This window comes from Paenibacillus sp. 2003 (assembly GCF_031455635.1).
In the GTDB taxonomy this organism is placed as follows: Bacteria; Bacillota; Bacilli; order Paenibacillales; family Paenibacillaceae; genus Paenibacillus; species Paenibacillus amylolyticus_B.
Map to the genome: position 1 here is coordinate 41,882 of NZ_JAVDTB010000007.1, position 22,399 is coordinate 64,280.

Annotated in this window: 16 protein-coding genes; 9 read left to right on the forward strand and 7 right to left on the reverse strand. The window is 48.2% G+C overall.

Annotated features, from left to right (window positions below; genetic code table 11):
• Nucleotides 1-207 precede the first annotated feature (207 nt).
• On the reverse strand, nucleotides 208-1,236 hold the full coding sequence (locus J2X75_RS23240) for an iron-hydroxamate ABC transporter substrate-binding protein (protein WP_310340528.1): 1,029 nt from the start codon (nucleotides 1,234-1,236) through the stop codon (nucleotides 208-210).
• A gap of 110 nt (nucleotides 1,237-1,346) precedes the next feature.
• A complete protein-coding gene (locus J2X75_RS23245; RefSeq protein ID WP_310340531.1) occupies nucleotides 1,347-2,993 on the reverse strand; it encodes an ABC transporter substrate-binding protein in 1,647 nt (548 codons plus the stop codon).
• A 529-nt stretch (nucleotides 2,994-3,522) separates the two neighbouring features.
• Here J2X75_RS23245 and J2X75_RS23250 point away from each other — a divergent pair.
• On the forward strand, nucleotides 3,523-4,512 hold the full coding sequence (locus J2X75_RS23250; protein ID WP_307541638.1) for a LacI family DNA-binding transcriptional regulator: 990 nt from the start codon (nucleotides 3,523-3,525) through the stop codon (nucleotides 4,510-4,512).
• Nucleotides 4,513-4,673: 161 nt separating this feature from the next.
• Nucleotides 4,674-8,066, forward strand: coding sequence for a GH36-type glycosyl hydrolase domain-containing protein (locus tag J2X75_RS23255; protein ID WP_310340540.1), 3,393 nt, complete (start codon nucleotides 4,674-4,676; stop codon nucleotides 8,064-8,066).
• A 79-nt stretch (nucleotides 8,067-8,145) separates the two neighbouring features.
• On the opposite strand, the gene J2X75_RS23260 is transcribed toward J2X75_RS23255, so the two are convergent.
• On the reverse strand, nucleotides 8,146-9,345 hold the full coding sequence (locus J2X75_RS23260) for a methyltransferase domain-containing protein (RefSeq protein WP_310340543.1): 1,200 nt from the start codon (nucleotides 9,343-9,345) through the stop codon (nucleotides 8,146-8,148).
• A 257-nt stretch (nucleotides 9,346-9,602) separates the two neighbouring features.
• Between J2X75_RS23260 and J2X75_RS23265 the strand changes: the two genes are divergently transcribed.
• Together J2X75_RS23265 and J2X75_RS23270 are read left to right on the forward strand one after the other, a co-directional pair.
• Nucleotides 9,603-10,103 (forward strand): GNAT family N-acetyltransferase, encoded by a 501-nt coding sequence (locus tag J2X75_RS23265; RefSeq protein ID WP_310340546.1) that lies wholly within the window; start codon nucleotides 9,603-9,605, stop codon nucleotides 10,101-10,103.
• Nucleotides 10,104-10,130: 27 nt separating this feature from the next.
• Nucleotides 10,131-10,919, forward strand: coding sequence for an SDR family oxidoreductase (locus J2X75_RS23270; protein WP_307541646.1), 789 nt, complete (start codon nucleotides 10,131-10,133; stop codon nucleotides 10,917-10,919).
• Between the two features lie 112 nt (nucleotides 10,920-11,031).
• Here the strand turns inward: J2X75_RS23270 and J2X75_RS23275 are convergent, their stop codons facing one another.
• Nucleotides 11,032-11,580 carry a GNAT family N-acetyltransferase gene (locus J2X75_RS23275; RefSeq protein ID WP_124116580.1) on the reverse strand — a complete coding sequence of 183 codons (549 nt, stop codon included), beginning with the start codon at nucleotides 11,578-11,580 and terminating at the stop codon, nucleotides 11,032-11,034.
• 48 nt (nucleotides 11,581-11,628) lie between these two features.
• Nucleotides 11,629-11,886 (reverse strand): DUF2164 domain-containing protein, encoded by a 258-nt coding sequence (locus J2X75_RS23280; protein ID WP_091012850.1) that lies wholly within the window; start codon nucleotides 11,884-11,886, stop codon nucleotides 11,629-11,631.
• 193 nt (nucleotides 11,887-12,079) lie between these two features.
• Here J2X75_RS23280 and J2X75_RS23285 point away from each other — a divergent pair, with 193 nt between their 5' ends.
• On the forward strand, nucleotides 12,080-13,813 hold the full coding sequence (locus J2X75_RS23285; protein ID WP_310340950.1) for a glutamine--tRNA ligase/YqeY domain fusion protein: 1,734 nt from the start codon (nucleotides 12,080-12,082) through the stop codon (nucleotides 13,811-13,813).
• 342 nt (nucleotides 13,814-14,155) lie between these two features.
• Here the strand turns inward: J2X75_RS23285 and J2X75_RS23290 are convergent, their stop codons facing one another.
• A complete protein-coding gene (locus J2X75_RS23290) occupies nucleotides 14,156-15,349 on the reverse strand; it encodes an MFS transporter (RefSeq protein WP_310340553.1) in 1,194 nt (397 codons plus the stop codon).
• A gap of 162 nt (nucleotides 15,350-15,511) precedes the next feature.
• Here J2X75_RS23290 and mobA point away from each other — a divergent pair, with 162 nt between their 5' ends.
• Nucleotides 15,512-16,141 (forward strand): molybdenum cofactor guanylyltransferase, encoded by a 630-nt coding sequence (mobA, locus tag J2X75_RS23295; protein WP_310340556.1) that lies wholly within the window; start codon nucleotides 15,512-15,514, stop codon nucleotides 16,139-16,141.
• On the opposite strand, the gene J2X75_RS23300 is transcribed toward mobA, so the two are convergent.
• Nucleotides 16,111-17,085 (reverse strand): AraC family transcriptional regulator, encoded by a 975-nt coding sequence (locus tag J2X75_RS23300; protein ID WP_310340559.1) that lies wholly within the window; start codon nucleotides 17,083-17,085, stop codon nucleotides 16,111-16,113. The two genes, mobA and J2X75_RS23300, sit on opposite strands and share 31 nt — an antisense overlap.
• A 245-nt stretch (nucleotides 17,086-17,330) precedes the next feature.
• Between J2X75_RS23300 and J2X75_RS23305 the strand changes: the two genes are divergently transcribed.
• From J2X75_RS23305 to J2X75_RS23315, 3 genes are all read left to right on the forward strand, one after another.
• Nucleotides 17,331-19,334 carry a beta-galactosidase gene (locus tag J2X75_RS23305; protein ID WP_310340562.1) on the forward strand — a complete coding sequence of 668 codons (2,004 nt, stop codon included), beginning with the start codon at nucleotides 17,331-17,333 and terminating at the stop codon, nucleotides 19,332-19,334.
• A 123-nt stretch (nucleotides 19,335-19,457) separates the two neighbouring features.
• Nucleotides 19,458-21,248 (forward strand): sensor histidine kinase, encoded by a 1,791-nt coding sequence (locus tag J2X75_RS23310; RefSeq protein WP_310340565.1) that lies wholly within the window; start codon nucleotides 19,458-19,460, stop codon nucleotides 21,246-21,248.
• On the forward strand, nucleotides 21,245-22,354 hold the full coding sequence (locus J2X75_RS23315) for a response regulator transcription factor (protein WP_310340568.1): 1,110 nt from the start codon (nucleotides 21,245-21,247) through the stop codon (nucleotides 22,352-22,354). Before J2X75_RS23310 ends, J2X75_RS23315 begins: the two co-directional genes overlap by 4 nt.
• The last annotated feature ends 45 nt before the right edge of the window (nucleotides 22,355-22,399 follow it).

A 22,399-nucleotide genomic window follows, 5' to 3' on the forward strand; every position in this document is an offset into this window, starting at 1 on the left:
GAGCAGGCTGATTAGGGCGTGTCTCAAAACTCGCTGAAGTGCATCTTTTACCGCCTTTTCGCCCCCTGCTGCGTCACTTTCCCTTGACGTGCCCCGGCACGCCCGCGGAAAACTTCCTGGCTTGGAACGAAAATTCGGCAAAATCTGCTTCCTTCGGAGTTTTTAGACGCGCCCTAGCCTATCCGGACACCTGTATTCATCCTTGTGTTATTTACGGTTTTGTTCTGCACGTTCTACGATCATATCGGCGAATTCTTCAGCCTGACCTTGAATCGCAATCGGGTCGAAGTACCAGTAACGGTCTTCCAGCAACTCATACACCTGATTGTTTTTCACAGCCGGCAGGGATTGCCAGATGGAGTCGCCTTGGTAATTTTTATTGTTCTCTCCAACGGTTAAGAAGATATGATCCCCTGCATAATCACCAACAACTTCACGCGAAATCTCTTTCCATTGGGTATCACCCATCAGTTCTTTTTTGGTGATTTCGAGTGGGGCAAGTTGCAAAGCACTGTAGACCGCTTGTCCGCCTCGACCAAAATTGTCTCCATATCCATAATAACTTTTGTCGGATACTTCAAGGATGGAGAAGGTTTCCTCCGGTTTAATGACGGTTTTCACCTTAGCACGAGCAGCTTCAATCCGTTCATCGTACGTTTTCAGCCAAGCTTCGGCTGCTTCGGATTTGTTCATCAGTTCTCCGAATCCCCGGATTTCGTCATGCACATTGGTGAATGTACCATAAGGAATCACTACGGTAGGTGCGATCTTTTGATAACTTTCAATCTCTTCGGCTTGATCAGAGTAGGTAATGATCAGATCCGGGTTCAAGGCAACAACCTTCTCCATGGATACCGCCGCCCGATCACCAATACTCTCTATGCCCGCCACCTGCTCGGCATAGAACGGGTTCTCCAAATAATATTGAACAGCCCCAACGGGTTTCACACCCAGTGCAAGCAGATCACTTACGTACATATCGGTAACGATCCGTTTCGGTTCAGCCGGAATTTCAACATCCCCGCTTAATGACTTGTAGATTCGCGTAGCATTTGAATTATCCGAACCGGACGACGTGTCTGTGTTAGTCTCGGTAGAGCCTGTTGTCGTTTCAGTTCCCGCTGCCGATGTCTGTTCAGTGGCAGTCGAGCCTGTTCCGCTGCTGCAAGCAGCCAGGATCATAATGATGGCGAGCATAAGCAGCAAGCCGGAAAAGCGTTTTTTTGCAGCAAACATATTCTTGTTCCCCCTGTGTTTAATCAATAATGATTATTATTCTCATTTATAACATAGGGGAAGACGTGATATTTGTACATGGACAACTATGATCAGTACTGCATGGACAATTATGATGTGAGGTGACGCATGATATGCTGCAACTGCTCCATAACAGACAAGGGATCGAATCCATAGAACATGTCGGCATCAATCTCGTATACACGTCCTTCACGAACGGCGGAGAGAGTGCCCCAAGATTCCTGATTCAGCAGGTTATCCAGCATTTCTCGTTCGGCAGGTTTCTCAGGGTAGGCAACAAACATGTGATCTGCGGCATATAAGTGAATCTCGGACAACGGAACATGAACGTACCCCGTAAGTAACTGTCCATCCTGTTCCATCCGTGACGGTGGAGTGAAGCCGAGCGATTGATACAGCACGTGAGAAGCTCTGCCCCAGCCATGACCATAGATATAAGCGCCGTCCTCTCCAATCATAAACATGCAAACTGCGGACCCTCGTGTTCCTTCCATCCATTGATCTAATGTATGACTGGCCTCTTGCTCAAGTTGATGATATTTATCTAACAACGCTTGTGCATTGGACTCAAGCCCAGTAATTCGGCCGAGATGAAGAAGCTGCTCCTGCCAATCAAGTTCCTCAAAGGGCATCAGAATGGTCGGTGCGATCAGACGTAGTTCATCAGAAGCGGGATGTGGTGCATAACCGATAATGACATCAGGATGAGCATTCGCAATCAGCTCTGGATGTTTAACCAGCTCATATTCGGAATGTTGCTCAAATTGTTCATGACCATTATGACCATGTTCCCCCAGTTTTTCTTCCATCCAGCTGGCAACGGCGCCCATGTGGGGAGTGTGGCCCAGTGCCAGAAGTGAGGCCGTATAATTGTAAGTCAAAGATACAATCTTTTTGGGCATTTTCCGGTAGTGTGTTGGTGCTGATCCAACCATCTGTTTGAATTTGCGGCTCAGATAAAAGGTATCCCTGTAGCCTGTCAGTTGTGCAATCTCCTGTAGCGTAGGGTTCGCGAACAACAGATGTTCTTGAGCCATTCTAATTCTGAGACGAGTTACATATTCAACAAACGTAAGACCTGTATGTTTCTTGAACTCCCGTGAGAAATGCTCGGGACTTACATTCGCATCTCGTGCCAATTGTTCGCGGGTCAACGGATGGGTATACATCTGATGGATATGTCTGAGCACGGCATCGAGCCAGGAGTGATCTTCATGAGCAGAATGAGCCACATGATCCCGCAAAATATCCAGTAAGTCATAGAAAAGCATATGTGGCCTGAATGGACTGGAATCATGGCCTTTCGAACTTGCTTGAACCAGCTCTACTGCCCTATCGGTGAGAGTACGACTCGCAATGGGAGCTGGTATCCCGAAAGGCCAGAAAAGCTGTTCATTTTCAGTGGAATCAAAAGCAATAGCAATGCCCTGTACTGGCGACAGGGAGCCACGCTTGTTCTCGTGCTGAAGCAGGCTTCCAGCTTGTCGAACGACTGCACAGCCTGCATTTAATGTCAGTTTACCCTCTGCACTGATCAGCCTGGCCTGGCCAGCAGTAATGACATATAGCACATGAAGAGTGCTCCACATCTCATCTATGCGGGAGAATGCCTCGCGGTCGTGAAGCTGCACCAGATGGCGCAGCTTGAACAGGACATCAGGGATGGACTGAACTTTCTGCAAGGGAACTGGGTGCGACAGCGATTTTTTAGGATAAGTTGGTTTGGATGTATGCATTAAATAACCGTCTCCTTACATAGGTAGGCAAGGGCATCATTCCTCTTATGCCCTTCGTATACTGGCGAAATTCTCGAATCTGAACTATTATGCAGTATATACTATAAACGGAGTGACGTGGATGGACAGATTGAGCATTTTATATTTTTCTGTGGAAAATGGATAAAGTGGTTGAAATCGCTATCAACACCGACTATAATGAAAATGTCGAAACGTTTCAATCTGACGTTTGCTACCCGTTTCATTGTGTTAGGCAATAACGGTTCATAGGACGCCAGATTGAAAGACGCGTCATAACCATCATTATTTGTATATATTGGAATGAGGAACATTAACAGTGGTACCCTAAGGATGGAGACAAGGATTTTTTTTGAGAATACCTCGAAACGTTTCGATTGATAGCTATACCATTGCTATGTAAAATGATTAATGAACGATTGTATAGGATGTAGTGGTTGTTAAGACCATGTACCGTATAAAATGTAGATAACCTTAGAATTTGTTCTAGTTTAGAAGGAGCGAATGTGGAATGGCAACGATTAAGGATGTGGCAAAGCTCGCAGGTGTAGCACTCTCGACTGCTTCCTATGCGCTGAGCGGGGATAGCAAGGTTAGTGCCAAGACCAAGGCTAAAGTGCTTGAGGCAGCACGAGAACTGAATTACCGCAAGAACGGCTTTGCCATGGACCTGAAACGGAGCCGGACAAACACGATCGCTTTGATCCTGACCGATCTGTCGGGCCCATATTACTCGGAGTTGATCCGTAGTGTACAGGATGTAGCCCTCGCGAATGGGTATGACCTGATTGCGTGCAGCTCCATGGGTGGACGGGATTCAACGGCAGTACGATTTTTGCGTGAAAAAAGAGTAGATGGAGCCATCATCCTGGCGCATAACATTCATGATGATATTCTGGTAGAATCTGCCGGTCATCGGTTTCCGATCATTGTGATGGATCGTCAGCTGTCGAGTGACCATTTGGTCAACGTGCTGGTGGATGGAGAGCAGGGCGGTTACCTTGCAACCCGCCACCTGATTCAGGCAGGACATCAGAAGATTGCTTATATCAGTGGCCCATCCAACTCGTATGACAACGCGCTCCGTTACCAAGGGTATCTGCGAGCGATGCGGGAAGCGGGACTTGAAGAAAAGTCCAAATGGCGACTGAACGGTAACTTTGTGCGTGAGGGCGGATACAGTGCAACCAAGATGATGATCATGCAGGGCGAGCTTCCCTCAGCGGTATTTTACGGTAACGATGAGATGGCGATTGGCGGCCTGAAGGCATTGGAAGAGCGCGGTGTATCGGTGCCGAATGACATTTCCGTGATCGGTTTTGACGATATTCAGTTGTCCGAATATGTGCATCCACCGCTGACAACGATACGCCAGCCGAAGCATGAAGCCGGGTCGCTCGCCGGACATCTGTTATTCCAGATGCTCAATGGCGAAGCGGTTGACTCTTCATATACGTTAACGATTAATATGATCGAGCGCAGCTCTGTACGTTCGGTTTAGACCGAATCTGAACAACAAAGAACTGCCCGCATGCTGAAGTAAAAGTTTAATGATGGGGTTATCGTCCGGACGGGCTGTAAAAAGCCGGTTTGAAGAGGCCCCTATTCTTTTTCAGATTCATCGAAACGTTTCGATTTTAACTAATTCAAGGAGTGAACCTTATGACAACGATGATTAATGAACCGATCCGGTTAAGTGCCGGAGAGTTATCCTTTACTTTTTTGAACAGTGGAGACCTGTACCAAGCTACATCCGGTACAACGATGTTGAACCAGTTGCTCAGCAACCAGATTGATGGATCTTTGAACAACCTGTACCTGCGTGTGCATGAGGGAGAGAAAATCAGCTCGTTCCCGTTGCTCGGTGTACGTTCGAACAGCAAGGTGATTACAAGCAAAGCACAGTCCAGCAACCAGTTGATCTGGGAGGGCACAGTCCAGCTTGAAGGTAATGAACAAGGCATTGGCTATCAGGTCGTATTTACGGCTACAACGCAAGGTGTCTGGTTCTGGGATGTGAAGCTCACAGGACAACAACTTAACGTAGACGTGGTGTACGGACAGGATGTAGGTCTTGCTGATCCAGGTGCGGTACGCAGTAATGAAGCTTATCTGTCACAATACATTGACCATACGGTGTTTGAAGATGAAGCGAAAGGTTATGTCGTTTGTTCCCGTCAAAACCAGCCTCAGGGCAGTGCATTTCCGTATATGCAGCAAGGATCCCTGACCAAAGCAGTCGGTTATTCCACAGATGGATTCCAATTCTTCGGTCTGTCGTACAAGGAAACGAATCAACCAGAGAGCTTGAATCGCCCAACACTGGCGAATGAGACGTATCAGTATGAATTTGCCTATACCGCATTGCAATCGGAACTGCTGAATCTGAACGGAGAGGCTCAGGTGGTCTTCTACGGACTGGCGAAGCCTAATCATGCCGAAGGAATCTCTGCCCTGGAATTCGGAGATGAAGTTACAGCAGCTTGGAATGAAGTACAGGCTCTGACTGTGGAAAACGGTGATACGTTGGAACAGGTGAAACTGTCCTCCTCCCTGGGTGAACCTCTGGTTACACTTGATCTGACACAAGATGAGATTCATGATCTGTTCCCTGATCGTCATCAGGAAGAGCACAGTGGCGAGGAATTGTTATCCTTCTTCACAGGCAGCTATGAACATATCGTTCTGAAAGCAAAAGAACTGCTTGTGGAGCGTCCACACGGTCACATTCTGATGAGTGGTGGCAACGTGCAACTTGGGGCACAGGTTATTACAACGACATCGTATATGTACGGTATTTTCAACTCACAGCTCGTTATTGGGAACACCAATTTTAATAAAATGATCAGTAATGCCCGCAATGCATTAAATGTGCCGAAAACGGCGGGACAACGCATCTATGTGGAAATGGACGGACAATATCGTCTGCTGACAATGCCATCCCTGTTCGAGATTGGCTTCAACTATGCACGCTGGATCTACAAAACGGCATCCGATACGATCATCGTGACGAACTATACAGGGGCACACACCACCGAAGTGAGCATGAACGTACGCTCCACAAGTGGTACGGCATACCGTTACCTGGTAACGAACCAAATTACGATGAATGTCAATGAATACGAGTATCCGCTGCATATGACGCAGGATGGCGATACTTTGATCTTCAAGGCTGATCCACAAGCGATTAGTGCAGGAACGTACCCAGATCTGCAATACCGCATGTCGGTGGACGGCGCAGCTGTGAATGTAGGGGACGAAACGTTGCTGGCAAGTGGTATCCGCAGTGGTTCTGCATCACTGGTTACGCTTAGTCTGGAAGCAAGTGCTGAATGGACGCTGAAGGTACAAGGGGTATTGGAAGGCCAAGCGGACAGCGGAGTGGTAGCAGGTTCAAGCCTGACATTTGAAGAGGAAGTGCAGGCATACCGCGAGTTCTTCGCAGGTGTGATGAACGGGTTCCGTTTGTCCCGTGGAGAAGGTCAGCGTGCAGAGGATCTGTTCAAAGTAAATGCGCTGGCTTGGTGGTACACCCACAACATGCTGGTTCACTACTCTGTGCCTCACGGTTTGGAACAGTATGGCGGCGCGGCTTGGGGTACACGGGATGTGTGCCAAGGTCCGGTGGAGTACTTTATGGCAACGCAAAAATATGAGCAAGTTCGCGATATCATCAAAATGGTTTATACCCACCAATATGAAGATGATGGCAACTGGCCGCAATGGTTCATGTTTGATAAATACTTTGCAATTCAACAGGAAGAAAGTCATGGCGACATCATCGTATGGCCGCTGAAAGTGCTGGCGGATTACCTGACAGCGACTCGCGATTATGCGATTCTGGATGAGAAAGTACCTTATACCGTCAAGCATAGCTTTGGGTTCACGGAAGAGACGGCAACGGTACTGGATCACGCGAAAAAAGAGATCGAATATATCCGTTCGCACTTCCTGCACGATACGTTCCTGTCTTCCTACGGAGATGGCGACTGGGATGATACGCTCCAACCAGCCAATGCACAGCTGAAGCAATACATGGTGAGCAGTTGGACGGTGGCATTGACGTATCAGTCCGTGAATGTGCTCTCGCAAGCGCTGAAATTCAAGGATGCAGACTTTGCACAGGAGCTTGACGTGCTGGCTCAAGGCATTCGTGAGGACTTTAACCGTTACATGCTGGGCACAGATGTGATTCCAGGCTTTGTGTACATGGAAGAAGCCGACCAAGCGAAGCTGATGCTTCATCCAACGGACACAGAGACAGGCATTCAATATCGCCTGTTGCCAATGACGCGCAGCATGATCGGTGAATTGCTGAATGCGGAGCAAGCAGAATCACATTACGCATTGATCCGTGAACAGTTCCTGTGCCCGGATGGCGTACGTCTGATGAATCGTCCGGCTCAATATGCTGGCGGTGTAAGCACACACTTCAAACGTGCAGAGCAAGCATCCAACTTTGGACGTGAGATTGGTTTGCAATATGTACACGCCCATATCCGTTACGTGGAAGCGATGGCGAAGCTGGGTAAGACAGATCAGGTGTGGAATGGTCTCGCGATGATCAACCCGGTTGGTATCGGTGAGGTTGTACCTAACGCGGAGATTCGCCAAGCGAACTCGTACTTCAGTAGTTCAGACGGCAAGTTTAATACACGTTACGAGGCTCAGGAGCATTTTGACCAGCTTCGTAAAGGGACTGTACAAGTGAAAGGCGGATGGAGAATCTACTCCAGCGGCCCTGGAATCTACATGAACCAGCTGATCTCCAATGCGCTTGGCATTCGTCAAGAGGGCGGCGATTTGGTCATTGACCCGGTATTGCCAGCTGAGCTGAATGGCATGCAATTCGAATTTGTGTATGCGGGTGAGCCGGTGACGTTTATCTATCACTTGAACGAAGGTGCTGTGAGCCGTGTAGCCGTGAATGGCAAGGACATTCGTACCGAGCGTACAGCGAACCGTTACCGTCAGGGCGGTGTAAGCATCTCGCTTGATGAGTTCAGACAAGCACGCAGTGCAACTGAGCGTACGGTTGTTGATATTTATATGTAATTTCATAACATGATGTACACCAAGGTCATCCTCCTTTATTCAAGGCGGGATGGCCTTTTTGGCATATGCTCATGATTGCTCACCGCAGCGGAACTGCCAGCAACGTATGCAACAGCTCATTATGCCGCACATGCTTGGTTACGTAGCCCTGCTGCTCCAGCCAGCTGCATAGCTCACCCAGCAGAGGGAAGTGACGCTCGCGTAAGGCGCGCAGCTGTTCCTCGTGTTCTGTGGTCTCTGCCTGCCGAATATAGGAATCACGGTGAGTCGCATCAACAAACATCAGATCCGTTAGACCGATACGTCCGCGCGAGGTTAATACCCGCTGCATCTCCTGTAAGGCCAGTAGTTGCTGGTCTGGACTCAGATGATGGAAAGCAAAGCTGGATACAACAAAGTCGAAGGAATGATCGGTAAAAGGCAGCGCCAGAAAATTACCAAGTTTCACATGCATCTCGGGATATTTGGTGCGGCATCTGCGCAGCATCTCCCGGGATTGGTCGATTGCAGTCATGTCTGCGCCGTGTTGTAGCAGTTTCCCAGCCAGATTACCTGTGCCTGTACCAATATCGAGTCCTTTCTCACCAAGAGCGGGAGAGATCCAATGAGCTGTCTGTTCGAGCGCTTCGTCATAGTTGTGATACAGATAAAAGGAAGACTGTACCGTATCATTGGAGTCGCTCGGCGTGGAATGATCTGTATCCTGGTGTGGATGTGAAACTTCATTCTCAGCGCTTATAGGCGAGGCATTGGCCGAATGATGCCTGCCCTCTGAATTGGGATGTTCAGTACTGACTCTGCCTTCTGCCTGCACTCGCTGATCATGGATGGCTGCCTGGGTGTCATAATTCCACCGATCATGCCAGTTCTGTCGTGCTTCACGCAGACGCCGCGCACTGTCCGCAAGGTCGTGCAGATGGCTGACATCCAGCGGTCCGTCCTGACGATTCAGGTCAATCATGCGCTGGGTTGTATCCATCATACGTTTCAACTCAATCCACTGGGCATACATGACGGCCTGTTGCAGCTCAAGGTATTCTTCCAGCCGCTGCTGGTTTCCTTGATCAATCTCTCCGAGCGCATGTGTAATATCCTGTAGCGACATGCCAATCTCACGTAGCGCAGCAATGGTCTGAAGCCGCCAGATATCATTCTCAGTGTATGTACGATACCCGTTACTGGACTGTTTGGCGGGTAGAATTAACCCTTTTTCTTCATAAAAACGAATGGCTCTCGCCGATATACCAAGCCTGCTTGCTGCCTCTTTGATATTCATCATGCATCCCCTCCTTATCGAACCAGTATAAACTATGACGTTAGGGCAAGGTTAAGTGATTATTTCATTTTGCTAAAAGGTTCAATATCGAGCGGAATTTTAGTCAAAGCTGAGGCTATGCTACAATATATAGAACAAAAAACTTAAATAGTGAAGTAAACGAACAATGTCTTCCTATTCCTAAGTTTCTCAACGTTCTTAACTCTCCCAACGTTGTAACGTACAGCGTTGTCGACTATAGCACGAAAGGTTGAATCATTATGCTTACCAGCCATACATTTACGATTCGTCCATCCGAGATTAAAGATGCGGCCCAGCTAATGGAGTTGGATGCCCTGGTATGGGACAAACACACCTCTCCTGCACCGATGCATTGGCGTTCCAGACAGCACTATCTGCAGCATTGCCCGCCAGGCAGTCAATTGATTGCAGTGCAGGGAGAGCGGGTATGTGGTTATGTTGGCTTTCAGCCAGCCACAGGTATGCCGGTCAACCGTCATGTCTACGAGATTCATATTGCGGTTCATCCTCATGATCGACGTTGTGGCATTGCTACTGCTTTGATGGATGCCATCAAGCAGCATGCGGCCCAACAAGGCGTTCGCAAGCTCAGGCTGCGCGTACTTTCTAGCAATCCGGGAGCCATCACGTTTTATACCCAGTGTGGATTTGTGACGGAAGGCAGGCTGGTGTCTGAGTTTTATATCGGAGACAAGTATGTGGACGATATTCTTATGGGTTATTTTATCCAGACCAAATAGAAACGTAGCTGAGGAGGAGGAACAACGATGGACATGGGACTTCAAGGTAAAAAAGCACTGGTGCTGGCTTCCAGTCGAGGGCTGGGCAAAGCGGTAGCCGCTCAATTGGCAGCAGAAGGTGCTGACGTCATGCTCGCCAGCCGGAGCGAAGAAAAGCTCGCAGCAGTGAAGCAGGAGCTTCTGGCGCTTGGTGGTGGCGGACGTGTGGAGTATTGTGCAACCGATGTAACACGCAAGGAAGATATTGAGGCGCTGATTCACAAGACAGCGGAGCTGTTTGGGCAGATTGATATTCTGGTGAACAATTCGGGTGGCCCGCCATCGGGTTCATTTGAATCACTGACGGATGAAGATTGGGAACGGGCATTTGAATTAAATGTGCTCAGCTATGTAAGGCTGATTCGTGGTGCACTTCCTTATATGAAAGAACGCGGAGGACACATTGTCAATATCGCTTCAACTTCGGTGAAACAGCCCATTCCGGGTCTGGTGTTGTCCAATACGTTCCGTACCGGCGTGTTTGGATTGGCGAAGACCTTGTCTCAAGAGCTGGCTCCATACGGAATTTTGATCAACACGGTAGCGCCGGGGCGTATTGCAACAGACCGCATTCGTGAGCTGGATGCAGCACGGGCAGAGCAGAACGGAATTAGTGAGGAAGAGGTATCTGACCAATTCCGTAAAGAGATTCCACTAGGACGTTACGGTCAACCGGAGGAGTTTGCCAAAGCGGTGGTCTTCCTGTTATCCGGGGCCAATACGTATATTACCGGAACCTCATTGATCGTGGATGGTGGCATGGTCCGAGCCCTATAAAAGTCATGAATACAATAAAATACCCTCTGTCACCACATTCCGTGGAGATAGAGGGTATTTATTTTATTCCGATATGTTGGGAGAGATCACTCCGATTCATTATGTAGGCGAATTAGCGCAAGAGTTCCCATTCATGCTGAAGCATGCCGTACACTGCATGATTAACGTAACCTTTAGGCAGCTTTTCTGCCTGACGAATGACACCTTCGAGAACAAATCCGAGTCTTTCAGGGATGGCGCGACTCCGTTTGTTGTTTGTTGCCGAGCGAATCTCGACGCGATTTAGATCCAGTGTGACTAGTGCATAATCAACCAGAACGCGACAAGCACTTGTCATCAAGCCCTGACCCTCAAAACCTTTGCCAAGCCAATATCCTATGCTTACCGAGCGGTTAGTCCAGTTAATTTCGTGGAATCCGATGACGCCTGCGAGATCGCCTTTTAACCACACGCCTGCGGTGAAGCCGCCATTTTCAGCACCTTGTTTTAATGCGTTAGTAATGAAGTTTGAGGTGTGTTCCACTTCTGTCACATGATCCACCCACGGCAACCAATGTCTCAGTTGATCCCGCGAGCGATCCGTCAGTTCAAACAGCGGTTTGGTATGTTCCATGGCCAGTGGCCGAAGTTCGGTATATTCATCCAATGAATAGGTAAACATGAATGCAACCTTCTTTCTTTGTATAGTATGGGTTTATTTTGTAGTGGATTAACGGGAAGTCTTGGGTAACTTTTGCTCCAGTGCAAACAGGTCTTCTTCCATTGAGGCCATGCGTTGATTAACCGTTGTGCGAGCGTCACGGAGTGCCTGATTATATATGTAGGGAGCCAGCTGTGTCATGAACAGGTCGAGGACACCCCAAGCGGCCAGATCGCCGAGTTCTTCGCCACGTTCCTCTTCGAAATACGACTGGATGGTGCGAATGGCTTCATCCTGCTGTTCTTTGGTCAGTTTAAGCGAGTTCAATGGAATGGGAAACCCTCCCTTTAATTTGATTTTACTATCATGCTACATGATTCGAGCGAACCCGTCAAAATGGTTTTGGGCCTATTTATGCACGGCTGTACCTGACTTTGGTGCCTTCTTTATTGAACTCCTCCCCCGTTAAAGGTATATTTAAATGAAACGCGTTGCAATTACTGAAAGTTCCAATCAATTCATGAAAGGTTTGATACCTGTGGACAATCGTACAACCCCACCTAACTTTATCAAAAATATTATTACCGAAGATCTCCGGTCTGGGAAAGTCCAGGAAGTTATTACCCGTTTTCCTCCGGAACCGAACGGTTATCTGCATATCGGCCATGCCAAGGCGATCTGGATTAACTTTACGCTGGGCGGCGAATTTGGCGGCAAAACGAATCTGCGCTTTGATGACACGAATCCGGTCAAGGAAGATGTGGAGTACGTTCAATCCATTCAGGAAGACGTGAAATGGCTCGGATACGAGTGGAACGAGAAACGTTTTGCCTCGGATTATTTTGATGAGATGTACAACCGTGCGATCTTGTTAATTAAAAAAGGTAAAGCCTATATCGACGACCAAAGCGCCGACGAAATCCGTGAAATGCGCGGAACGCTGACGGAGCCGGGTAAGAACAGCCCGTACCGTGATCGTTCGGTGGAAGAAAATCTCGACCTGTTCACACGTATGCGTGCAGGTGAATTCAAGAACGGAGAGAAAGTGCTGCGTGCCAAGATCGATATGTCTGCACCGAATATCAATCTGCGCGATCCGGTTATTTACCGGATTTCACATGCACACCATCATAACACGGGTGACAAATGGTGCATCTATCCGATGTACGCCTTTGCTCACCCGCTTGAAGATGCAATTGAAGGTGTGACGCACTCTCTCTGTTCCCTGGAGTTTGAGGATCAACGTCCATTCTACGATTGGGTTATTGCGGAATGTGAGATGGAGAACCAACCGCATCAATATGAATTTGGTCGCCTGAATCTGTCCCAGATGGTAACAAGCAAGCGGAAGCTGAAACTGCTCGTAGATGAAGGACATGTGGATGGATGGGATGATCCACGTATGCCAACAATTTCGGGTCTGCGCCGCCGGGGTTATACACCGGAAGCTATTCGTGATTTTGTATATGAGACAGGCATTTCCAAAAACTATGGAGTTATCGACCTGCAAACGCTGGAACACTTTGTACGTGAAGACTTGAAACTGAAAGCTCCACGCACGATGGCTGTCCTGCACCCGCTCAAAGTGGTTATTACCAACTACCCTGAAGGGCAAGTGGAATGGCTTGAAGCAGAGAACAATGTGGAGAACCCGGAAATGGGTAATCGCCAAATTCCGTTCTCCCGTGAGATTTATATTGAACAAGACGATTTCATGGAGAATCCGCCGAACAAATATTTCCGTTTGTTCCCTGGCAACGAAGTTCGTCTGAAACATGCATACTTCATCAAATGTAACGATGTGATCAAAGATGCAGAAGGCAATGTGACTGAGATTCATTGTACCTATGATGTGGAGACAAAGAGCGGCAGTGGCTTCACTGGTCGTAAAGTCAAAGGAACAATCCACTGGGTAGAAGCGACTCAAGCGGTACCTGCTGAATTCCGTCTATATGAGCCGTTGATCCTGGATGAAGCACCCGAAGCAGAGGTGGAAGTGGCAGTAGCTGGGGCTGAACCTGAGGTTGTGGAAGAGCAACCGGAGAAAACGTTCCTGGATCAACTGAACCCGAACTCCCTTGAGATTGTTAATGGGTATGTGGAGCAAGAGATGAAGGAAGCGAACGCTCAGGATAAATTCCAATTCTTCCGTCATGGTTACTTCAGTGTAGATCCAAAACATTCCGAGCCAGGACGTCCGGTATTTAACCGGGTCGTATCCCTGAAAAGCTCGTTCCAACTGCCGAAGGCGTAAGGTAAAGTCAAGGCGTAGGATCAATGCTACAAGTTAGAGATATAAGCCTAACTTGTAGACTTAAATTTATAAATGTAAAAGGCGTCTCCAGGGCAACAACCCCTGGAGACGCCTTTCTCTTTACTCCACCTATGCTTAATCTTTTGTTTGAATGTTTGAACGTTTTATTTACACCCCAACGGAGAGGACAGAACAAAGCTAGAGAAGCGGAGCGTTCGCCTTTATCACCGGATTTTACCCTTGGGAAAGGGAATCAAAAAAATCTGGTGATAACAGCGATCGAAAGATTGTTCTGTCATCGTAGTGCTCCAGTGGAAACTTTCAACTTTTTCAAACAAATGATTATCTGTCCTCATCCATATTACCCATCTCCGTCAATACAACTGGCTGATAGCCGTTACGTCGATTCGATAACCACATGATGCCAAATCCAACAGCGCCAATGAGCGAGAAGAATACACCAATGCTATACATGATTTCCGCACCGAAGCTCTGGAACAACCAGCCGCCGAACAGACCGGCAATCACGCCGGAGAGACCGCCCCAGGCCATCGTGTAGACCGCTTGACCGGAAGAACGATAAGGTCTTGGGATAAACAGCATGGTCAGCTGCGTACCCACATAGAAGTACCCACCGAACGTAATGGAATGCATCAACTGAATGAATACAATCTCCAGCGGGTTGTTAGCCAGTGCCATGAGCTGCCAGCGCAGTGCAAACAGCACACTGATCAGAATGAGAGATGCCAGGAGCATGCTCATTTTGCGTTTGAGCAAGCGGTCGAGCAGCAGGAATACGCCAACTTCGAGAATGGATGAGGTGAAGATGGCCCAGCCAACCATTTGTTTGTCGCCACCCATTTCTACAATATATAGTGACATAAAAGTACTGTTCATCGCATTAGGCACTGATACGAGTACACCCAGGCCGATAAATGCCATAAAATACGGATTGAACATGACTTTGCCAAACCGCCGAAAAGTAACCACGGGTGTATCCGAAGCGATTGGTTGTCTGGGTAGAAATACGGATAATACAAAGGCTGTGGCAATCATGCATGCAAATATAATGGATACACTGCCGATGCCAAAACGGTCAATGAGCGGTCCGGCAGCGACAGCAGTCAGCGCCCAACCGAGTGAACCCCAGAGCCGGAATGACCCAAATTTTTGGTTTGTACCATCGATATATCCGAGAATCAGGCTATTGGTTTGAGCAAATAATGGACTTTGAAAAAAATAAAAGAAAATCATGGCTACATAGATCCATGTATAAGTGGGCGCATAGAACACACCCTGGGCGAGCACAAATGTGCCTCCCATCATAATCATCAGAATGATGCGAATGTTGCGAGATTTATCGCTCCAGAAGCCCCAGAACGGGTTGGCAAACAAGGATACAAAGGGTCCAATCGCCATGAGACTGCCAATCTCCAGTTTGGTCATGCCAATCTCTTGCAGGTAAAGCTGCAGGAATCCGGCGAAGATCGAGATGGCTCCATATATGAAAAAGTTATATAGTTTCAGAGAAACCAATGAGGGATTGCCTCTTGAAGGTGCAGGTCTGTCCAATTAAGCCATTCCTTTCAAATGCATATTGTTCAATGTATCATTTGTTGAAAGGGGATTCAATGCATAGCGAACGTTTTGAAATTGATGCAGTCAAACACATATCGTGATTTGAAGGAGGATAACAACATGAACACGAGGGAATGGACAGGCATCATATTGGCAGGAGGTTTATCCAGCCGCATGGGGACCAACAAGGCCATGCTGGAACTAAACGGTTCCCTTGTACTGCAACATGTCACGAAGGCCATGAGACCCGCAGTATCCCGTATCATCGTGGCTGCCGGACCCAATGTGACAACCTACGGTGCAATGGGCTACGACTGCGTTCAGGATCACTATCCGGGGAAGGGGCCACTCGCCGGTCTTCACGCGGCGTTGGAAGCTTCCGATACAGACTGGAATCTGGTATGCGCCTGCGATATGCCGCTCCTGCAAACGTCTTTCTTTAATGGAATAAAAAAACTGGTCGAATCACATAACTCTTATGCTGCTATCGTTCCACGCGTGGATGGACATGTCCACCCTCTTGCAGGGGCTTATCACAAACGAGTGCTCCCTGATCTGGAGCAGCGTCTGAACCAGGATCATCTTCGAGTTATGCGATGGCTTGAAGAGATCGGTTGCCTCTATGTCGAAACGGAAGAGCTTGAGAGAGTGGGCGTTCATCAAGTAGCAATGCAAATGAGTAATATGAACACGCCGGAAGAGTACGAGCGTATCCGTAATCAAGATTCTGGACTCGATTCCGATCTGTAGGATACAGGATCACCTGATACATCTGCATGATGATTGCGATATTGAAGCGGGCTTTGGCCTGTCCAACGTTTGAATTGTCTGCTGAAATGGGACAGATGGGTGTAGCCGAGCTTCCACGCAATTTCCCCGAGCGACAGCTCTGGCTGTTCGATCAGCACTTTGGCCTCCTGCAACTTCAAACTGGACAGGTAAGCCCTGGGCGATCGCCCGTACACCTTGCGAAAGACCTGTAGACCATATCCCGGGCTGATGCCAAACGAGGATATAATCTGCTCTACTTTGACCGTGGATACACTGCTTTCCTTGGTTCGAAGCTGGGCATGGAATGCCTGCTTGATTGCCTCCGCTATAGCTCCCGCATAATGCATGGCTGTTGGAGCTGGTGCATGTGAAACAGCAACGGAAGTGGTGGACTCCGGTTCATTGTCAGCGGCTTGGGACAACAGGGCGAACAGTTCAAACATGCGTGCCTGCATGAGCATTTTGTCAGTGGACGTATAGGCCTCAGATACGTTAATCATCCCCATCCAACTTTCCAGCACAACGCGCATCTTCCTATTATCAGCCGTACCTGCTGCGTAGATTCGGCTGTGCTGTGACATCAGCTTCAGGGTGAAGACCGGATCATCCACATTAAAGTGAGCGCTAAAATAAGTCATGCCTTCTGTGGATACACATTGATTCGTATGTTTGAACCCGGGAGGAATGAGAAGAATGGAACCTTCCTCCACGGTATAGGTATAACCATGAATCACACTCTCCTGCGTACCTTCGATGATCAACATAATCTCAAAGCCTGGATGTGATTCCTCCGGCATCGCCCATCCATAGGGTACTTGTTGGCTGTGCGCACCATAGAATTTGATGTTACAGTCGATAATAGGTAGCCAGTGGGCCAGCGTATGGTGAGGCATTTCTCGGAGCTGTGATCGGATATCCATCATATTCACCTCGGAAAAGGGTAAAAACAACTTGCCTTATACAATCGGCACCCGTAGTATACTTCATTATAATCAGTTTAACGCAAGCATGGATAATCCATGGAACACATCAGCGTTTCAAGTGGTTGCTGAACAACCCAAGTTCTTCAACCGGTAATAATGTAAACGCTACCATTATGGATTGGAATATGTCAACTCTTGCACACGTCAAGATCATTATATTTTCCACCTAAAAAGGAGATTAAATCATGAAGAAATTATTATATGGCGTAGCTTACTATGATGAATATATGCCTTACGAAAGATTGGACAAGGACATTCAGATGATGAAGGATGCAGGGATCAACGTGGTCCGTATTGCAGAATCAACCTGGAGTACTCATGAACCACAGAATGGCGTATTTGACTTCTCTTCCGTAGACCGTGTGCTGGATGCCATGCATGAGGCGGGGATTCAGGTTATCGTAGGAACACCAACGTATGCTGTTCCAACGTGGATGGTCAAGGAGCATCCGGACGTGCTGGCTACTACCTCACAGGGACCTGGCAAATATGGCGCAAGACAGATCATGGACATTACCCATCCAACCTATCTATTTTATGCCGAGCGGATCATCCGCAAGCTGATCTCTCGGGTAAGCACACATCCGGCGGTCATCGGTTATCAGACAGATAACGAGACGAAGCATTACAATACAGCCGGAGATAATGTCCAACTGCAATTCGTCAAATATATGCGGAACAAGTTCAGCTCCCTGGATGAGCTTAACAAGGAATTTGGCCTCGACTACTGGAGTAATCGGATCAATAGCTGGGAAGACTTCCCGTCTGTGGTAGGAACGATTAACGGCAGTCTTGGTGCTGAATTTGCCAAGTTCCAGCGGCAGCTGGTAACCAACTTTTTGGCTTGGCAAGTGGGGATCGTGAATGAATACAAACAGGAAGGACAGTTTGTTACCCAGAACTTTGACTTCGATTGGCGTGGGTATTCCTACGGCATTCAAGGGGATGTGGACCATTTTGCCGCATCGAAACCTTTTGACATCACCAGTGTGGACATCTACCATCCTTCCCAGGATGATCTGACCGGCATTGAGATTTCATTCGGCGGGGATGTGGCACGTTCCACCAAACAATCGAACTATCTGGTACTCGAGACCGAAGCACAGGCGTTCTGGCATTGGGTTCCCTATCCGGGACAGCTGCGTTTGCAGGCATTCAGTCATCTGGCATCAGGAGCAAACATGGTCGCTTACTGGCACTGGCATTCGTTACACAATTCGTTTGAGACGTACTGGAAAGGTTTGCTCAGTCATGACTTTGAACCGAATCCGGTATACAACGAAGCCAAGACCATTGGCAGGGATTTTGCCCGTCTCAGTCCAAAGCTCGTTAATCTGAAGAAAAAAAATCGGGTGGCTGTGCTGTTCAGCAATGAGGCCCTGACATCAATCAAGTGGTTTGGTTTTAACTTCACCAGTGACAAGAATTATAATGATGTGGTGCGCTGGATGTACGATGAATTATATAAAATGAACATTGGCTGTGACCTCATCGACCCATCGGTTGAGAGTTATGCGGAATATGACGTGCTCGTTGTACCTGCTCTGTATGCTGCTTCGGATGCATTGCTGGAAAAATTGAATCAATTCGTACAGGATGGCGGACATATCGTCTACTCGTTCAAAAGCGGATTTGCAAATGAGCATATCAAGGTACGCTCTACCCGCCAGCCCGGCCTGATCAGTGAGGCATGTGGGATCAGCTATAACCTTTTTGTAGAGCCAAAACATGTTTCGCTGCGCGATGATCCATTTGGAGTTGGTGAAGAACAGAACCAGATCCACACCTGGATGGAACTAATTACACCGACAACGGCTGAAGTACTCGCTTGGTATGATCATCCACATTGGGGTGAATATGCGGCAATTACCCAGAACACCTATGGAAAAGGCAAAGCAACCTATGTCGGCTGTTATACCAGTTCTGCGGTGATCCGTAAGGTGTTGGAGCGTGTCATGAAGGAAGCGGGCGTATGGGGAGCGGATCAGGAACTGGCTTTTCCTATCATTGTGAAGACGGGTGTGAACGATCAGGGGAACACGATTCGCTACTATTTCAATTATGCGGATGAGGCAACATCCTTCGTGAATGCTTATGGAGAAGGGACTGAACTTCTGGCAGGAACCCCGATTGCTGAAGGAGAGAAGATCGAACTGGAGCCATGGGGCATACGGATCATTGAACAATAATAGGAAATAATAAATATAGGTATATAAGTTGAATTTAACATTTCCAAACGAATATAAAGACCAAAGCGCCCTCAGCTTCCATGCTGGGGCGTTTGTCTATTTTAGCTCAGGAGTGGATGCGCTGTGTTTACCGAATGTTATCGGAAGCTGATAGATCCTTTCAAACGCAGCATTCGCAATAAATTGATTCTTACCATGACGCTGCTGGCTGTTCTGCCCGTCATTGCCATGACCGCTATGGCTGCCGAGAATACCCGCTCTTCCATGGAAGAGGAGATTATGGAGACCAACCGCGCCAATATGAACTGGGCCTCCATCTATCTGGGTGAACAGTTCGCGCGCATGAATAATATTATCTATTCCATTCAGATCAGTGACGAATTGCATCAATATCTGGCGTTGAATCAGGAAGCGCCGGCAGCCAGTCGGTTCGATGAACAGAAGGCCATGTTCAATATGCTGAACAGTGTATACTATTCTGCCGGCAATTATGTATTTGGCGTTGAACTCTATCTGAAGGAATTGGACACCCTGTTCACCTTCAACTCCATGGATTCTCGCATCAAAGCGGTATCGGAAATACCGGAAGGGTATCATGAGCTTTTTGCACAACATAAAGATTTTACGATTATCAATGATCCGGGCGATTCGCAAAAGTTTCACATGACCCGCAGCATGAATCGCTTCGAGGATCAGGCACAGATCGGCGCCATCAGTCTGGAGGTCAAGTGGGCTGAGTTCAATCAGACCTTGGAGCTGTTGGATAGCAGGGGGGATTATGCAGTATACATCGCCGACAGTGCGGGCAGCCCGGTCTATCAGCCGAATCAAGACATCCAGCCGTCCGCTGAAGCATTGGAGAGATTGGCAGGCACCAAAGAAAGTTCCGGTTTCATTCGTACAGCCAAGGAATACGTATTCTATCATTCCATCGAACCGTCAGGACTGCGTGTGATCAAGATTGTACCTGCCCATGTGATTAACGAGAGTGCCTTGGAAACGATGAAATACGGACTGGTTGTAGGTGGCCTGGCAACCGTCATTTCTGTGGGAATAGCTGCGCTCGTGGCCTGGCGCACATCAAAGCCCATCGTCCGACTGGCCAATTCCATGAAGGGTATTCAATTGATTAAGGACAGAGAAGTGGTACGAAGCGGCCGAGTTGATGAGATTGGTCTGTTGGAGAAAAATCTGCATGGCATGTCAAGCCGTATCCGGGAACACATTCGAGACAACTACCTGATGAATCTGGAGAAACAGACGGCGGAGCTCAAAGCACTGCAATCCCAGATCCATCCGCATTTCCTGCAAAATACGTTGCAGATGATTGGCGGCATGGTCTACTCGCAAAAACCGGCAGACAGTTACAAGGTCATTCGAGCCTTGAGCGAGATGTTTCGTTATATTGTGCGAGCGCCGGATGGACTTGTCCCTCTACAGGCTGAACTCGATCAGTTGGAGCATTATATGCTGATTCAGAAGCAACGTTTTGCCGGCAGGCTTGAATATACACTGGAGATTACCGGAGAACTTCAGGCGTGTTATATCCCCAAGTTGTCTTTGCAACCCATTGTGGAGAATGCATTTTTGCATGGTCTGGAGAAGAAACAGGGCGAGTGGAAGCTGGGTATTGAGGTCGTCTGTGAACCTACAGATGTAACCATTCGAATTTGTGATAACGGCGTGGGTATGGATGCTGAGAAACTAACGGAGATGCAGTCCAGACTGGAGCGTCTGACCTGGCAGTCCGATCGGGTGTGGAATTCAGGTACAAGTATTGGACTGGTCAATGCGGCCTCACGAATGGTAATGCATTTTGGACCTGAATATGGGATGAGCATAGAAAGTGAATACGGACAGGGGACAAGCGTTACGGTACGAATCCCCTGCAATACAGGAGGCGAAGCCTTGTGAACAAGGAACTGTACAGAGTGCTGCTGGTGGACGATGAACCGTGGAACCGGGATATTTTACGCAACCTCGGAGATTGGAATGAACTCGGTATGATCGTTGCAGGTGAGGCAGAGGATGGTGAGCAGGCCATACAACTGGTCAAGCAGCATCAGCCTCACATTATCATTACGGACATGCGCATGCCCGGTACAGACGGTGTGGAACTGTTACAGACGCTGAGCGGACAGTACCCACAGATCAAGGTGATCGTGGTGAGCGGATATGACGACTTCAATTATGCAAAACATGCGATCCGCCATCGGGCTGCAGATTATCTGCTCAAACCGGTGAATCCGGATGAACTGAATGGTGTACTTGCTAAATGTGCAAAGGAGTTGGAAAAGGTTGAATCTGCGCCTGAATCATGGGAATCGTACCCATCTTCGTTCGCAGGTGAGTTCTCCCTGTTTCAGCAGCAGGCTCGCTTGCGGTTTAATGACCTGAACGTTCAGAGTCTGCGGGAGTGGTTCCAGCAATTGCAACAGAAGCTGGAACGATGCGAGATTAACAAACCTCGGCAGCTTGGAAGGGTGGCTCATGAATTACAGGCTTTGCTGGATGAACTGTGCGTCTCCAATGGCTTGTATGAGCGGCCCGAAGCAACGGCGCTACCTCCTGCGGCTGCACTGGCTTCCATTGAATCCACGATCGCATGGATTTCGACTCCATACTACCAGGCTTTGGAGCAGCTGATTGCGCAGCGTAAATTCAAGAACAAGCTGAACCTGGAGGAAGTGAAGCAATATATGGAGCTGCACTGTATGGAGATGATTACGCTGGAGCAGCTCGCCCAGATCTTTTTTGTCAGCAAGGAATATCTCAGCAAGGTATTCAAGAAAGAGTATGAGGTGAATGTGACCGATTATGTCGTCCAGTTACGCATGACACGAGCGAAGGAATGGGTGATGGATGAACAGATTCCGTTCAAACATGTTGCCGAGATGGCGGGTTATGAAGATGTGTCCTACTTCTATCGTGTTTTCAAGAAACATTTCGGAGTATCACCGGGGGAGATGCGTAAGGGACTAGCACGTATGCCAGGCAATTCAGGCAGTGGCACGGAATGAGCCGTTCAAGAATGTCCTTTGGGCTGGATTAAGGTTTAAAATAAT

Excerpts from the sequence above, each read along its gene's own strand:
- J2X75_RS23240 (WP_310340528.1), bottom strand. The coding sequence starts at position 1,236 with ATGTTTGCTGCAAAAAAACGCTTTTCCGGCTTGCTGCTTATGCTCGCC.
- J2X75_RS23245 (WP_310340531.1), bottom strand. The coding sequence starts at position 2,993 with ATGCATACATCCAAACCAACTTATCCTAAAAAATCGCTGTCGCACCCA.
- J2X75_RS23250 (WP_307541638.1), top strand. The coding sequence starts at position 3,523 with ATGGCAACGATTAAGGATGTGGCAAAGCTCGCAGGTGTAGCACTCTCG.
- J2X75_RS23255 (WP_310340540.1), top strand. The coding sequence starts at position 4,674 with ATGACAACGATGATTAATGAACCGATCCGGTTAAGTGCCGGAGAGTTA.
- J2X75_RS23260 (WP_310340543.1), bottom strand. The coding sequence starts at position 9,345 with ATGATGAATATCAAAGAGGCAGCAAGCAGGCTTGGTATATCGGCGAGA.
- J2X75_RS23265 (WP_310340546.1), top strand. The coding sequence starts at position 9,603 with ATGCTTACCAGCCATACATTTACGATTCGTCCATCCGAGATTAAAGAT.
- J2X75_RS23270 (WP_307541646.1), top strand. The coding sequence starts at position 10,131 with ATGGACATGGGACTTCAAGGTAAAAAAGCACTGGTGCTGGCTTCCAGT.
- J2X75_RS23275 (WP_124116580.1), bottom strand. The coding sequence starts at position 11,580 with ATGTTTACCTATTCATTGGATGAATATACCGAACTTCGGCCACTGGCC.
- J2X75_RS23285 (WP_310340950.1), top strand. The coding sequence starts at position 12,080 with ATGAAAGGTTTGATACCTGTGGACAATCGTACAACCCCACCTAACTTT.
- mobA (WP_310340556.1), top strand. The coding sequence starts at position 15,512 with ATGAACACGAGGGAATGGACAGGCATCATATTGGCAGGAGGTTTATCC.
- J2X75_RS23300 (WP_310340559.1), bottom strand. The coding sequence starts at position 17,085 with ATGATGGATATCCGATCACAGCTCCGAGAAATGCCTCACCATACGCTG.
- J2X75_RS23305 (WP_310340562.1), top strand. The coding sequence starts at position 17,331 with ATGAAGAAATTATTATATGGCGTAGCTTACTATGATGAATATATGCCT.